The sequence below is a fragment of the Lysinibacillus sp. FSL K6-1151 genome (genome assembly GCF_038630755.1).
Lineage (GTDB): Bacteria > Bacillota > Bacilli > Bacillales_A > Planococcaceae > Lysinibacillus > Lysinibacillus fusiformis_D.
This window is the reverse complement of sequence record NZ_CP152040.1, coordinates 4205529-4220042: the sequence shown is the minus strand read 5'-3', so window position 1 is coordinate 4220042 and position 14514 is coordinate 4205529. Positions and strand designations below refer to the sequence as shown.

At 35.3% G+C, this 14514-nt stretch carries 14 protein-coding genes; 10 read left to right on the top strand and 4 right to left on the bottom strand.

The window, feature by feature from the left end; genetic code table 11:
- The first annotated feature begins 404 nt into the window (after positions 1-404).
- The 8 genes from MHI04_RS20390 to zupT all read left to right on the top strand — a co-directional run bounded on the left by MHI04_RS20390 (position 405) and on the right by zupT (position 7747).
- Positions 405-1307, top strand: coding sequence for a polyprenyl synthetase family protein (locus MHI04_RS20390; RefSeq protein ID WP_036128377.1), 903 nt, complete (start codon positions 405-407; stop codon positions 1305-1307).
- A 12-nt stretch (positions 1308-1319) separates the two neighbouring features.
- Positions 1320-1478 (top strand): competence pheromone ComX, encoded by a 159-nt coding sequence (gene comX / locus MHI04_RS20385; RefSeq protein ID WP_036128375.1) that lies wholly within the window; start codon positions 1320-1322, stop codon positions 1476-1478.
- 47 nt (positions 1479-1525) lie between these two features.
- Positions 1526-3772: an ATP-binding protein gene (locus MHI04_RS20380; protein ID WP_051891772.1), complete on the top strand. Its 2247-nt coding sequence runs from the start codon at positions 1526-1528 to the stop codon at positions 3770-3772.
- The gene (locus tag MHI04_RS20375) at positions 3756-4367 is read left to right on the top strand and encodes a response regulator transcription factor (RefSeq protein WP_244504882.1); all 612 of its coding nucleotides are present in this window, start codon (positions 3756-3758) and stop codon (positions 4365-4367) included. The genes MHI04_RS20380 and MHI04_RS20375 overlap by 17 nt, the downstream gene beginning before the upstream one ends.
- A 422-nt stretch (positions 4368-4789) precedes the next feature.
- The gene (locus MHI04_RS20370) at positions 4790-5689 is read left to right on the top strand and encodes a hypothetical protein (protein WP_036128369.1); all 900 of its coding nucleotides are present in this window, start codon (positions 4790-4792) and stop codon (positions 5687-5689) included.
- Between the two features lie 37 nt (positions 5690-5726).
- Complete coding sequence (locus tag MHI04_RS20365; protein WP_255358824.1) at positions 5727-5858, top strand: hypothetical protein; 132 nt, start codon at positions 5727-5729, stop codon at positions 5856-5858.
- 84 nt (positions 5859-5942) lie between these two features.
- On the top strand, positions 5943-6551 hold the full coding sequence (locus MHI04_RS20360; RefSeq protein ID WP_340809573.1) for a phosphatase PAP2 family protein: 609 nt from the start codon (positions 5943-5945) through the stop codon (positions 6549-6551).
- Between the two features lie 386 nt (positions 6552-6937).
- The gene (gene zupT / locus MHI04_RS20355; RefSeq protein WP_036128366.1) at positions 6938-7747 is read left to right on the top strand and encodes a zinc transporter ZupT; all 810 of its coding nucleotides are present in this window, start codon (positions 6938-6940) and stop codon (positions 7745-7747) included.
- A gap of 48 nt (positions 7748-7795) precedes the next feature.
- On the opposite strand, the gene MHI04_RS20350 is transcribed toward zupT, so the two are convergent.
- The 3 genes from MHI04_RS20350 to thrC all read right to left on the bottom strand — a co-directional run bounded on the left by MHI04_RS20350 (position 7796) and on the right by thrC (position 10550).
- The gene (locus tag MHI04_RS20350; protein ID WP_036128362.1) at positions 7796-8482 is read right to left on the bottom strand and encodes an MtnX-like HAD-IB family phosphatase; all 687 of its coding nucleotides are present in this window, start codon (positions 8480-8482) and stop codon (positions 7796-7798) included.
- A gap of 119 nt (positions 8483-8601) precedes the next feature.
- Complete coding sequence (gene thrB, locus MHI04_RS20345; protein WP_036128360.1) at positions 8602-9501, bottom strand: homoserine kinase; 900 nt, start codon at positions 9499-9501, stop codon at positions 8602-8604.
- Positions 9498-10550, bottom strand: coding sequence for a threonine synthase (gene thrC, locus MHI04_RS20340; RefSeq protein WP_036128358.1), 1053 nt, complete (start codon positions 10548-10550; stop codon positions 9498-9500). Before thrC ends, thrB begins: the two co-directional genes overlap by 4 nt.
- Before the next feature lie 204 nt (positions 10551-10754).
- On the opposite strand from thrC, the gene MHI04_RS20335 reads away from it, so the two are divergent.
- Entirely contained in the window at positions 10755-11984 is a 1230-nt protein-coding gene (locus MHI04_RS20335; RefSeq protein WP_051891771.1) for an MFS transporter, read from the top strand.
- Positions 11985-12289: 305 nt separating this feature from the next.
- Positions 12290-13156 (top strand): MurR/RpiR family transcriptional regulator, encoded by an 867-nt coding sequence (locus MHI04_RS20330; RefSeq protein ID WP_036128356.1) that lies wholly within the window; start codon positions 12290-12292, stop codon positions 13154-13156.
- A 112-nt stretch (positions 13157-13268) separates the two neighbouring features.
- On the opposite strand, the gene MHI04_RS20325 is transcribed toward MHI04_RS20330, so the two are convergent.
- On the bottom strand, positions 13269-14072 hold the full coding sequence (locus MHI04_RS20325) for a GNAT family N-acetyltransferase (protein ID WP_036128353.1): 804 nt from the start codon (positions 14070-14072) through the stop codon (positions 13269-13271).
- Positions 14073-14514: the final 442 nt, after the last annotated feature.

Genomic DNA, 14514 nt, shown 5'->3' with positions numbered 1-14514 from the left:
GATCCCCTTATTTGTAAATTAAATATGTATTAGACAGTACAGATAGTCATTTACCAGTACTTTCATTTGTTTTACATAGCAGTAGTATATTGAGCAGGATAAAAATCTTGCTATAGCTAAAATTACTAATCCTCGAGTTACTATAAGCGTAACATCTGTTAGAACGCCATTTCAAGGGTAAGTTTACGCCACTTTAGTGGCGGTGCTTAGTTCTCTACCGCCATTTTTTTAGTAATTATTAGCAAAAATCTGGCGTGGTTTGCATGAATAACGCCATTTTTTGGCGGTCTCTATCTCTAAAAAAGAATTAATGCTTTTATATGGCTTACCTAATTATGTTACTAGTATTAATTCCCACTAATCTATATAATATCTAGTAATATGCTAGAGAGGAGAGAGGACTATTGAACGGTTTAGATGAACGTATTAATGAATCATTAGACATTCTTATAGAAAATGAGACATTACTGGGACATGAGCTACAATTACTGTTAAAAAGCTTTAAAGAAGAAAAAACAACCAGAGGTTTTTCCTTTGGTAAGTTATGCTTTTGGCATTACGAAGCATTTTCTGACGGAGTAAATGAAGATATCTATAAAGTAGCTGCGGCAATTGAACTTTTAATACTTTCCTTTGATATTATTGATGATATACAGGATAAGGATTCAGACTATATTTGGAGTAAAACACCTGAGTTATCATTAAACGTTGCCTTAGCAATGCTGATCATGGCTTCTAAAGCAATCGATGACACTTCCTTTGAGCATAAACAAGTTGCTATAAGACTACTTGAGAAATACGCGTTACAAAGTATAAATGGTCAACAACTAGATTTACTAAATAATTGCCGCGATGAAGAATCCTATGTACAAATGATAACTCAGAAATCTGGCTCTTTAACAGCAATGGGCTGTTTGATCGGCGAAGTACTTGCAAAAGGGGAAGTTTCTAAAGAAGTAGAGGAGTATGGGAAATACATAGGTATTATCCAGCAAATTAAAAATGATATACAAGGCTTGAAAGTGTGGGGCCCTAAAAATGACCTGCTAAACAAAAAATATTCATTGCCTATTATATACCTTTTAACCAAGAAAAATGATATTTCAAATTCTGTTGCCAGCTATTATAATGATGATATAGTTACAGTTTTAGATCAAAATGCAACAGAAAATGAGTTGACAAATAGTGGAGCAATACGCTATGCCATCACAATAAAAAATGTTTACAAGTTTAAAGCCTTGAATTACCTTGAAAATGTAGAGATAAACGAATTAGGTAAAATATATCTGCAAGAATTAATGAAATGAGGAGAGATTAGTATGATTAATGTAATCCAGTATTTAGAACAAAATCCTAGCCTAGTTGGACTATTAAAAGAACAAAAAGCCTCATTAATTGGAGTTTCACCTGTTGAACAAAAAGCAATTCTAGAAGCATTTAGCGGAGAGATGATTGCAGAAAGTGATGTTTGGAACTAAAAACATTGCGTAGTAAATTATTTTGGCCAGCTATAATTCTCTATTTAATGATTGGCTTTTATTTAAATTATGTGAATTATAGCGCGCCATATATTGATATTGAGGTAGAAAAAGAAAATGGTCAGTGGGTAGTAACTCAACTTGATTATAAAGACTGGGCGGACAGTCAAAATATAGCCATTGGTGATGTTATTGTAAAGGTAGATGAACGTCCAATTGACCATTTAAATCAGCTGAAGTATAAATCCAAAATATTATCAGCTAATGATTTAACAGTTATGAAGCCAAGTGGAAGTTTAATAAACATACATATTAGACACTTAGATATTCCTCAGCAATTTTTATATATATTTTTTGTTCCGGCGTGTTATTATTTTTTGACGTTATTCATTGCGTTTTATTTACATTCCAAGCAAAGGAATTCAAAGTTAGCAGACTTACTTATTCTTTTTATGTTAAATGTTTCATTAGCATATGTGAGCAGTGGTGTCTCTGGTAGGTTAGATGCGATCGGTATTATCGTCAATCGTAGTAGTATGGTGTTATGTTTAGTCCTATTATTACATTTTTTAAGAAATTACTTTTTATTTGTGAAAGCGAATTGGGTATTTATGGATAATATCAAACTCTTTTATGTTTTCCCCATAATCGCTTTTATACTAGGTTTTACAGGCACTATTTATCCTGCTGCTAACGATATTCTTTCCAATATTGTATTAGCCATGTTTCTTCTTCTCCTTGTGATTATCCTTAGTATTTTACTAATAAGCTATTTCAAATACAGCTCACCACAGTTGAAAATTTTATTAAATAGTATATTAATACCGTTTCTACCATTTCTTTTTTTGTATGCACTTCCACAAATTCTTTTTCATACGTACATTCTTTCAGCTGAAATTTGCTCATTATTTTTATTGCTTATACCTTTTAGCTTTATCTTTACACAACTAACGGAAAGGCTATTTGATATTGAGTATCATATTACAAGATTACGCTATTATGTCATATTCTCTTTAAGCTTTACGTTATGGATTACTATGGGACTGTATTTTATTGCAGGACAGTATTTAACTATGACTGTCATGTCAGGAGTAGCACTTTTTACATTTTCATCATTAGTAATTCTCTTTTACGTAAAAGAAAAGGTTGATTATCGAAAACGGAAAATACTATTTTCTACAAAAGGTGACTATATTCATCAACTATATACTGCTGTAGATAAAATTGGTAAAACCATTAAAATCGACGAGCTTTTAGAGAAATTTGCTTATGAAGTTTCTATGCATCTTGAGTTAGAGGATGTTTTTGTCATAACATATAACTATGTTACGAATGAATTCTTAACGATGGCTGGAGAAAGTTTTACGATTCATCCTGATACTGTGGAAGAGTTGAGATTAGGAGAAATAAGAAAGATAGACAAAGTGTATGTAGCCTTTCTCCATCAAGACGCACATTATAAAAGAGCATTAGTTTTGGGGCATAATAATACGATCCATTTAAAAGATGAGGAGCTTTTATGGCTTGAATTGCTCCTATTGTATGTAAATAATTTTATTGAAAATACAAAGATGGTGGAAGAACTGATAGAGGAACTAAAGCATATGAAACAGGCTGACGATGGTCAGTTACCATGGCTAAATAAGCTATTATGGTTAAGGTTTGAAGAAGAAAAATACCAGTTAGCTCAAGAGTTACATGACACCAATTTACAAGAGCAACTCCATATTGCACGAGAAGTGGATGTCCTTGTTAATGCAAAGAATACATCGGATATTCAAGAGCAACTTGCTAAAATTCATAAACAAATGCTTATCTCTTTATATGAATTGCGGAGCTATTGTGAAAATCTAAAGCCTCCTTTATTGGATACTTTAGGTTTAAATGCTGCATTAGAAAAGTTAATTCGAAAAGTTCAAGAAAGAGCTAACTTTGTGCTCATTTATACAATCGATCGTCTTTATTTAGAGGATGAGCGCATGAATTTAATGATTTATCGATTGTTTCAAGAACTACTGAATAATGCGTTAAAGCATTCCTATGCCGCATCCGTTGAAATCCATTTAAATGAGATGAATGATGGCTTTGAAATCATTTATAATGATGATGGTGTAGGCTGTAACGTGGAGGATATTATTGTAGCAGAGTCTATGGGTATTCGAGGTATGCAGGAGCGTGTAAAAGCATTTAATGGGCAATTTTATATTGACGCTCACATAAACAAAGGGATGTCTATTAGAATAATAGTGAAAGAAGGGAGTGAAACACTTGATTACGATGCTCATAGTGGATGATCACCCAATAGTATTAGAGGGAACTAAAAACTTATTTCAAGAAAATGATGATATTATCATTGATACGGAAAGCGATGCTACTTGTGTTATTCAAAGAATAAAAAATAAGCCATATGATATCTATTTGATTGATATCAATATGCCACTCGAAAATGGCATTAACTTAGCCCGTAATATTAAAGCTTTTCAGTCAAATGCTGCAGTTATCCTCTATACAGGTGATGATATCACGGATTATTACCCGCTTATTTTGGAAAGGAAAATAGAAGGCATTTTAGCTAAAACGGCCTCTAAAGAGCAGATTTTACGAACGGTGAGGGCCATTGCAAATGGGGAAATTGTTTTACCTAAAAATTTCTTGGATTTTTTGGATGATAAATTTAAACTGCAAGATGCAAAAGATATTCATTTAAATGAAAAGGAAAAGAAAATTTTAAGATTGATTGCGGAGGGCCATACAAATAAAGCCATCGCGATTGAATTAAACATTCCTCAGCGAACAACTGAGAGATATTTGACACAACTCTTTTCTCTGCTCAATGTAGATTCACGAACAGAGGCTGTAAATCTAGCTGAAAGAATGAATTTACTCTAAACTATTTCTATGCTATACTCTTGGTATATTTTTCAATAAAAAGGGAGCTTTCTGGGAGTTTACTATCCTAAATATTACCTTAGTAAAATAAAACCATATTTATATGAGAAATAACCTATAAAATACTAGGAACACCGCCAAAAAAGTGGCGGTGTTTTTTATGACCGCCAAATCACGCCAGATTTTCACTTGAATCACGCCAAAAAATTGGCGTAAACCCGAAGTTGAAAAGACGGTGTAAGTACTGGTACGCTTAAATTAACGGTGGTTAAGTAGATTTGCTTTAGTGAGTAATAGACAATAGATTTTATTAGAATAAGCAGCCTGACTATCTATGAATAAAGTAGCGTTAGTAGATTGTAGAATGTTACTAGCTAGTCAATATACTTCACCATAAAACTTTATAAAGGTAGGCGTGTATTGTGAAAGTAGAACTTGAAAATTTGTTTTCCGTAGATGAAACTAGTCAAGATCAAGTTATTAACGTTTATAATCGTCATGGTATTGCGATTGGTGCGCCTGAAATTAGAAAAAGAAATTTAAAAACAAAGTTTAATCCTATTTTTACATTAAATGAAGATGTAACATACGAACAGGTAACAGCTTTATATAAATCATTAGAACGCGAATTTGGTATTGTTTCAATAGGAGAACGTTTTTACTTTGAATTTTCAGATATGGAATATGAACGGGCACCATTATTTACTTTAAATTCAACAGGTAATTCACCAGAAATGTTCTTAGAGGACAAAGGGACATTATTTTCTTTAAGCACACACTGTAAATACTGTGGTCTAATGGATAAAGAGCAGTTATCACCTATAGTCATTGATACTACACAAATGAAGGATCGCCATTTAGTCCATGTAAATGGTTATTGGGTTGCTTCTGAGGCACTAGCATCACTCATGAAAAAGGAAAATTTAGAAGGCTTTGAACTTTTAGAGGTTATCCATCAAGGACCTGAAGAAGGAAAGCAACTAGCTTATCAAATTATTCCTGTGCAAGTGCTGCCTGAATGTAGCAAGGATAGAGTAAAATTATATTTTGCAACGGAACAACCTCCATGTAGCTGCGGCTTAAATGGCGTGATTAATGGTCCTGATACCTATGAGCATGAAGATTTAAAGCACTTAAAAGGCGATGTATTTTACTCAGCTGAATGTAGTCACGATGGAAGATATCTTTATAGAAAGACTTTGTTCAGTAAAAGATTTAGAGAAACGATTATAAAAAATGGTATTTCTCGTGAAGTTAGAGGAGAAAAGGATTCAAACTTTGGCCCAAAAGATTGGCTATTTGATCCTGTGTTAATCAAGTAAACGAAGTGGAACAAAAAAGGATAAGGGAGTGTTTAGGATGTTTAGAAAAATACTACCTATAGTAGCCATTTTGTTTATTATTGCATTGGCTATTTCCGATTATTTTAACAAACCTGAAGAAGCATCCATCCATGTTTATCAAGAATACGAACGTGCTTACCTTTCTTAAAACGAGAGTCTATATTTCGCTCAGAATAGACTTATTTATGTTATGATGTGAAGATCATAGCATGAATGTTTTTGAGGTGAAAGAATGAAAAAATGGGCATATCCATTAGCAATTTTAACGCTAATTGTATTTTTCGTAGTAAGAGCTACTTATCAAAGCGAGTTCATGAATACATTTGACGCAAAGATGGCGGAGATCTTTTTTGGTAACGGATTTATAGAAATCTTTCATTATATAGGAGAGCCTAAATTTGTTGTCGCTGTCGCAGTAGTCTTAATGGTGTATTTAGCTTGGAAGGTAAAAAATTATCGAGCCATGCTATTTGTAGTGTTAACTTTTGCAGCGGGCAATGTTTTGAATCAATTACTAAAAAAATGGATCCAAAGACCACGTCCTGAATTGGAGAACCAACTGACATCCTTTAGCTTTCCATCTGGACATGCTATGACGGGTATTCTGTACTTATTCACAATCGCTTATATTTTCGCCGAGAATAATAGTAAAGGTCGTAAAATTGTGCTGTGGCTAGGTGCAATAATTCTAATGGTACTCATTGGATTATCACGTATTGCAGGAGCTCGACACTTTGCTACGGATGTGCTTGCAGGTTGGAGTATGGGATATACTTGGTTTATCATCTGTGTCATCTGGTATGAACGTCGTAAAAAATCGTTTCAATCAAACCATAAATAAAAAAGTATAAGTAGTATCAGTAGTATCAGGATGAACTGGTACTGTCTACAAAAGGAATCGAGAAATTTAATCTCGATTCCTTTTTACATGTTTCGGTCCTTTTTATAAGCATTTCTTTAAATTCCCCACAACATCACAGTCGTGACAGCAAGATAAGCAAAATGTCTCTGTCTTTGCTATATTTGATTATCTTCTATGTAGAAGTAGATGAAACGGGAGGCAGTGACTCTCTCAGAAAGAATGTGCTCACGGTTTTTTATATACTAATGAATGAGCATGATTTCCCTATTGTAAAGAATGATATTTACCTTATAAAAAAGAATTGCGTATAGGAAACTTCTAAGTTAAGATGAGTACAATAATAAAAAGAGAAAAGGAAGAAGGGAATGGACGGAAATGTTTTACTGGCACTAGGGTTGACTCTTTTTGCCGGACTTGCAACAGGTGTAGGTAGTTTAATCGCCTTTTTTACATCAAGAACAAATACAAAATTTTTATCATTTGCATTGGGCTTTTCAGCAGGGGTCATGATATATGTATCCCTTGTAGAAATTTTTGTTAAAGCGAAAGATGCTTTAACCGACGCATTAGGCACAACAAATGGCTATTGGATGACAATTCTCGGATTTTTTGGCGGGATGTTATTTATTGCTTTAATAGATAAATTTATTCCTAAGGCTACTAATCCTCACGAAGTAAAGCTAGTTGAAGATGTGAATGCAGTGAAGCCTCAGGTCAATGAAGAGCATTTGATGAAGATGGGTATTTTTACAGCTCTCGCTATTGGCATTCATAATTTTCCTGAGGGCATTGCTACATTTATGTCAGCTATTAATGACCCAAATGTGGGGATTGCTATTGCTATTGCAGTAGCCATTCATAATATTCCAGAAGGCATTGCTGTATCAGTCCCTATTTTCTTTGCAACGGGCAATCGTCGAAAAGCTTTTAAGTTATCTTTTTTATCAGGATTAGCAGAGCCTGTCGGTGCACTAGTAGCATTTTTGCTCCTTATGCCCTTTTTAACAGATGTAATGTTTGGCATCGTGTTTGCTGGTGTTGCAGGCATTATGGTTTTTATTTCATTAGATGAATTATTACCTGCAGCGCAAAGATACGATGAAACACATTTATCCATGTATGGTCTAGTAGGGGGAATGGCTGTCATGGCCATTAGCTTAGTATTATTAGCATAATTAAAATAGGAAAAGGGAGTCATTTAAAGTGGCTCCCTTGTTATTTTTCTATATTGTAGGAACAGCCTTTTTTGATTCCACAAGCTCTTGTACACTATTTAGACAATCATGAAATGTAGTAAAAGGTTTATATGGAATATGAAGCTCCTCACAGCGCTGAACGAGATGATCTCTAGCAAGAACAATATCTGCTAGTTTAGCTGCCTCAAAATCAGAAAGAGAGTCACCAATCACAATTTTAAAATGATCCTCCTCTGCAACCTTCCGCATCACGCTAGGTTTACAGCAACCGCAACCTTGTGTGCTATATTTAACACATTCCTCGTCACAGTTATTTGGATAGATTAGTTCTATTTGTTCACCTGAAAAATCGGCTTTATTACAGTAGATGCCCGAAAAAGGACCATATTTTTCAACTAGAGGCTCAATGAAAAAATCAACGCCACCGCTTACAATATAAAATGGTATGTTATGGTCTTGAGCATAGCGAACAAAATCCCCAAAGCCCTCACGAATTACTGCTGAATCCATAAGATATTGAATTACTTCATCTTTTTGTTGAGTAGAAAGTAGATGAAACATAGCAGAAAGCCCATCTTTAAATGAAATGGTTTGTTCCATCATGGCTTTAGCAATTTTTTCAGAATCCTCTCGTACAAATTCAGTCATTAATGAAAAGATATTATCAGTTTCTGTTATCGTGCCATCGAAATCACAGAATATAATTGGTTTCAAGATAGTCCCTCCTTAGAAAAGCACGTATAAAATATCCTTTTCTATACTTCTATCATATTAGTTTTATAAGTACTTGCTTTCAAAAAAACGCCTACTAGGGTAGTAGACGTTTCAAACATTTATTGCTTATGGACTTGCACACCATGTTCATCCGCTTTTGTTAAAATTACTTGATGCTCTGGGAATTGCTTTGTCATTAACTGAACAAAGTCAGTAGCAATAGCAGAAGGAATAATGGAAATCAACGTTGGCCCAGCGCCACTTAGAGCGGTACCGTATGCACCGTTAGCTTTTGCAGCAGTACGAATTTCTGCATAGGCAGGAATTAGCTTTGCACGAAACGGTTCATGGAATAAATCAGCCTCCATATAATGACCAGCACGCTCGAAATCACGTGCCATTAAGGAAGCTGCCAACATATTCGCATTTGCAGAAGCACAAACAGCATAGGCGCGATTTAGTTGTTCTGGTAAAACAGAACGAGATTCGCTCGTTTTGAGCTCAACATCTGGTACGTATACCACAAATGATGCCTCGATATCATTGATATGAAATGTATCGACAATTCCGTTGTCATCCATTGAGGAAATGGTTAATCCCCCTAAAACAGAAGCGGTTGCATTGTCTGGATGTCCTTCAATCTGTGAGGAGAGATTGAGCTTATCTTGAACAGTTAAACCAAGTTCACATACTTGGTTAGCAAGTTCAATACCTGCCACAATCACAGCTGCACTGCTTCCAAGGCCACGTGCTAATGGAAGTTCACTAGTCATCTCGACACGACAAGCAGGTAGTTGCTGATCATATTGATCTGCAATTTTTTTAGCAATGACGTATAGTAAGTGTTCTTCAAGCTCAAACTCTTTAGGACCATTATCATCGAGATGGATAATATTCCATTGATCTTGTAAAGTAACGGTAAGCTTTAAGTAAAGGGACAAGCCGAGTCCTATCGAATCAAAGCCTGGCCCTAGGTTGGCCGTGCTTCCAGGAACTGAGATTTGCCACACTTTACTCATAGTACACCCTCGATATATGCACGAATTTCTTCTTCATCATTTTTAAGGGACACTACTTCTACAGTAGAAACGTTCATAGCTGTATCAGGATCTTTTAGTCCGTTCCCAGTGAAGATTGTGACAACTTTTGCACCCTGTGGTATTTTTCCGTTTTCAACTGACTTAATAACACCTGCTAAAGAAGCAGCAGAGCCAGGCTCAACGAAAATACCTTCTGTACTTGCGATTAATTTATAGGCAGCTACAATTTCTTCATCTGTAACAGAATCAATGATACCGCCAGATTCATCACGAGCTGCTTCTGCCAATTTCCAACTAGCAGGGTTACCAATTCGGATGGCTGTTGCCACTGTCTCAGGATTAGCAATAGGTTCTCCTTTGACGATAGCTGCGGCACCTTCAGCCTCAAAGCCATACATTTTTGGTAGACCGCAATTTTTCGCTGCATGGTATTCTTTAAAGCCTTTCCAGTATGCAGTAATATTTCCTGCGTTACCTACTGGAATACACAAATAATCAGGTGCTGTACCTAAGCCATCTACAATCTCAAAGGATGCCGTTTTTTGACCTTCAATACGGTATGGGTTCACAGAGTTTACAAGTGCGACAGGAGTCGTTTCACTTACTTGGCGAACAATATTAAGGGCATCATCAAAGTTACCGTCAATTTCGATGATTTTTGCACCATACATGGTAGCTTGAGCAAGTTTACCAAGAGCGACTTTTCCTTTCGGAATAACAACGATGGATTGAATACCAGCGCGTGTTGCATAAGCTGCCGCAGCTGCAGAAGTATTTCCTGTAGAGGCACAAATAACGCATTGACTCCCATCTTCAATAGCCTTTGCAACGGCAAATACCATCCCTCGGTCTTTAAATGAGCCTGTCGGGTTTGCACCTTCAATTTTTCCGTAAAGCTCAATGCCTAGTTTCTTAGATAAATTCACTAAATGTATAAGAGGCGTATTGCCTTCGTTTAAAGTTAAAGCAGGTGTGTTTTCAGTTACGGGTAAAAATTGTTTATATTCTTCAATAAGGCCTTTCCACATAACGATACGATCTCCTTTTGTTCTTATAGGAAGAACAGTTGTTTTTGTATAAAAGACATTTTAACGCAAATCGTACTATTATTTCAATAGCATTTCATTAATTGTCGAAACAATTCGGTAATTTGAATTTTACTTGTCACTTTCTTGAAACAACTGTATAGTAATCTTGTAATGTAAAGTCAAGTGTAAAGACAGGTGGTTGGGATGACAACAAATACAGTAGTAACAAATAAACCTCAGCAATCCATTTCTAGAAATAAACTTTTAGGTGTAGCGGGGGTAGGTTGGCTTTTCGATGCCATGGATGTTGGTATATTATCCTTCGTCATTGCGGCATTGGCAGCTGAATGGGGACTATCACCAAGTCAATCTGGCTGGATAGGTAGTGTTAATTCAATCGGGATGGCTGTAGGAGCACTTTTCTTTGGTGTTTTTGCTGATAAAGTAGGGCGAAAGCAAATTTTTATGTGGACTCTGGTCCTATTTTCTATTGCAAGTGGACTATCCGCTTTTACAACTACATTAACTGCATTTTTAATTTTACGCTTTTTAGTAGGTATGGGGCTAGGGGGAGAATTACCTGTAGCTTCAACATTAGTATCTGAAAGTGTAGCGGCCAAGGAAAGAGGGCGTGTAGTTGTCTTATTAGAAAGCTTTTGGGCGGCAGGATGGTTAATTGCTGCACTTATTTCATATTTCGTTATCCCTACTTGGGGATGGAGAGTGGCCCTTATATTAACAGCTCTTCCAGCCTTTTATGCTATTTATCTTCGTTGGCATTTGCCAGACTCACCACAATTTACGGTGAAGGAAGAATCCAAAAAACGCAGTATTGGCCAAAATATGAAAGAAGTTTGGTCGAAGAAGTACGCACGTTCTACGTTTATGTTGTGGCTATTATGGTTTACAGTTGTATTCTCCTATTATGGCATGTTTTTATGGCTGCCAAGTGTAATGGTTGGAAAGGGCTTTGATATGATTACAAGCTTTAAATATGTTCTAATCATGACATTAGCTCAATTGCCAGGTTATTTTACAGCAGCTTGGTTTATAGAAAAGTTCGGCCGTAAATTTGTCCTTGTTTCCTATCTAATTGGTACTGCTGGAAGTGCTTTCGTTTTTGGGAATGCAGATACACTTGCCGTATTGTTAATTTCAGGGATGTTTTTATCCTTCTTTAACTTAGGGGCATGGGGTGCATTATATGCCTATACACCTGAGCAATATCCAGCTATTATTCGCGGCACAGGTGCTGGCATGGCGGCAGCTGTTGGGCGAATCGGAGGTATTTTTGGTCCATTGCTCGTTGGTTTTTTATTAACGGCAGGCTATGATATAGGCTTTATCTTTGCCATTTTCTGTGGTGCTATCATTATAGGCGTGGTGGGTGTCATCTTCCTTGGAAGGGAAACAAAGCAGCTTGAATTAGAATAAAAATAAAAAGTTCTGGATCAGAGTAATGAATCCAGGACTTTTTTGTTTATATTCGCTAGTGAAATACATAAAAATAAGCATTTATTAATTTTTATTCAATTTTACGAATTTATTTGTTAAAATGACAAATTAATATAAAAAGGTAAATCAAATTGTTCTATTAGCAGGTTAATGTGTTAAAGATTTTTCAGAAAAGTCATTGTATTCAAATTGTAATCGTGATACTGTATTTTTAATCGAATTTTGAGTCAGTAGGAAACAATCTCCCGTTCGTGATAAGGTCATTGAAAGAAAGGTTGTTAGGAATGAGTATTCATGAGGATATAAAGAAAAGGTTTGTAAGGCTGTCAAAGGGGCAGCGTAAAGTAGCACAATTTGTGATGGATAATCCCACTACAGTTATTGCTAATGGAGCAGCAGAGGTTGGCAGGCTGGCGAATGTAAGTGAATCTACAGTAATTCGTTTTTGTTATGCCATGGATTTATCAGGATATGTAGAATTGCAAGAGGAAATTAGAGAATATATGATGTCTCAAAATGAAGGGGTAAATCTACAACCTACATATACAGTAAAAAAATTAACTAATTCTAGCTTTGGTAAGATCATGCAACAAGATAGCCAAAATATTCAAGAAACGATTCAATTGATTAACGATCAGCAAATTCAAAAAAGCTCGAAATGGATGCATGAGGCAGATCATATCTATATTCTTGGTACTCGCCACAATGCATATGTCGCCAATTGGTTAGCCAACACATTAAAAACATTACGTTCTAATATTAAGCAGCTTCGCTTAGACTCGGATGATCTCGTTAATCAAATGAATAGTATGGGCGAACATACGACATTCATTGTACTATCCTTTGATAAACAGATGAAGGATATGAAGACGATTGTTGAAATTGCCAAGATGAAGAAAGTAAAGATTATTGCGATTACAGGGTCTGCATTTTCCCCTATCCGAGAATATGCCAGTGCATTATTTGCTCTTGGCACAAAAAAGCATTCTTCACTAAACATTGCACCAGTCTTATTTTCCTTTTTGCATGCCTTGTTAGAGGAAATGATGAGTCAAGATAAGGGACAATATGAAAAATATCAGCAATCCTATGAGCAAGTTGAAAGTAATGTGTTATTCTTAGATGCTGCTAGAGAGAAGCAGGTTTTTTAATGTAGGCAACGCATAGATGGTGTGTACTCATACACAGGTCTATGCGTGTTTTTATGAAATTCACTATAAAAAAAGATGTCCAAATATGATTTAGACATCTAGGAAAAATGAATTATAGAATTTTACTTAAGCTATATTCATTCACATACGTATCATTTAATTTAATGGCATTTTGTCGGATGCCTTCTTGTTGAAACCCTAGTTTTGTAAAAAGGTGTAACGCTACATTATTATGTTCCATCACCGTTAACTCTAGACGAGAAATGTCTCGCTGTTTAGACCAATTTTCAACAGCGTTCATCAGTGCAGAGCCAATGCCCTTTTGTTGATGTTCTTCCTTTACTGCTAAGCGAACAGAAGCAACATGTCTAGCTTTCGATTGTTTATACCCATGAATGACTGCATAGCCTGCAAAAATGCCATTTAATACACAGAGTAGTATTGTGCGGTTTTTTAGCTGTTTCCAATAGGCTAAATTTTTACGAAGTTGTTGGACCGTTAGATCTACTTCATTTTGAACATTATACATGAAGTCAGTTTGCTGAAAGATTTCCTCTTGTAAATGAATGAATGATCTAGCATCGGATGCTTCAATCCCTCGAATTATGTATGCAGATGGGCTTTCCTCATTGTTAGAAGTACTGCTTTCAGTTGGCTTCATTTGCGAACGTGAGAAAGTTACGCTTGTCCCTAATTTAACATCAATAACATAATAACCTGCATTGGTCCAAGATAAATAGTGTGAGAGAGGGGGCTTAGTTTTTTTCCACCAGCTCTTATTTAAGTAGGCGGCGTTTGGTAATACTTGTCCCATAATGTTTTCTAATTCACTAAAGGATAAAGTGATCTCTTGTTGTAAAGCTACTTCAAAATAGTTTGCTAAAGGAATGTACTTTTTTTCCATCTTCTTTGTCATCGTAATCCCCATTTCCTGAATATCCAAAAATATAGACTATCTGATGATAGCATAAAATTACGATGACTTAAATATGAAAACCCAACTAAATATCTATATAAACTAATTATTTTTTTAAAAAGATGCATTTTTACTATTAAATGTTAAAAATAGGTTGGTAAAAATAGAGAGTATTATAGGAGTGTGTAGACCCAATAAAAGTTATATAGCAACATAAGGTAGTTATAATATATATCTTATTTGCAAAGTATGTATTTAAAGATTAATTATTCTTTTATATAATAAATGATAGGCAGTAAGATTTTATCTGGATTCAGCAAATGCTTTTAGGAGCAAATTTTCGAGTGAGTTTGATGAGGCTTCGTTGATTCAAAGTTACACTTTATCACTTATTAGGCTATAAGATATGATAAAATAAAATACAAATGTAAGTGCTATTTTA

Bases quoted from the DNA above. Each gene is read 5' to 3' on its own strand.
- comX (WP_036128375.1), top strand. From the start codon at position 1,320: ATGATTAATGTAATCCAGTATTTAGAACAAAATCCTAGCCTAGTTGGA.
- MHI04_RS20380 (WP_051891772.1), top strand. From the start codon at position 1,526: ATGATTGGCTTTTATTTAAATTATGTGAATTATAGCGCGCCATATATT.
- MHI04_RS20375 (WP_244504882.1), top strand. From the start codon at position 3,756: ATGCTCATAGTGGATGATCACCCAATAGTATTAGAGGGAACTAAAAAC.
- MHI04_RS20365 (WP_255358824.1), top strand. From the start codon at position 5,727: ATGTTTAGAAAAATACTACCTATAGTAGCCATTTTGTTTATTATTGCA.
- MHI04_RS20360 (WP_340809573.1), top strand. From the start codon at position 5,943: ATGAAAAAATGGGCATATCCATTAGCAATTTTAACGCTAATTGTATTT.
- zupT (WP_036128366.1), top strand. From the start codon at position 6,938: ATGGACGGAAATGTTTTACTGGCACTAGGGTTGACTCTTTTTGCCGGA.
- thrB (WP_036128360.1), bottom strand. From the start codon at position 9,501: ATGAGTAAAGTGTGGCAAATCTCAGTTCCTGGAAGCACGGCCAACCTA.
- thrC (WP_036128358.1), bottom strand. From the start codon at position 10,550: ATGTGGAAAGGCCTTATTGAAGAATATAAACAATTTTTACCCGTAACT.
- MHI04_RS20335 (WP_051891771.1), top strand. From the start codon at position 10,755: ATGACAACAAATACAGTAGTAACAAATAAACCTCAGCAATCCATTTCT.
- MHI04_RS20330 (WP_036128356.1), top strand. From the start codon at position 12,290: ATGAGTATTCATGAGGATATAAAGAAAAGGTTTGTAAGGCTGTCAAAG.
- MHI04_RS20325 (WP_036128353.1), bottom strand. From the start codon at position 14,072: ATGACAAAGAAGATGGAAAAAAAGTACATTCCTTTAGCAAACTATTTT.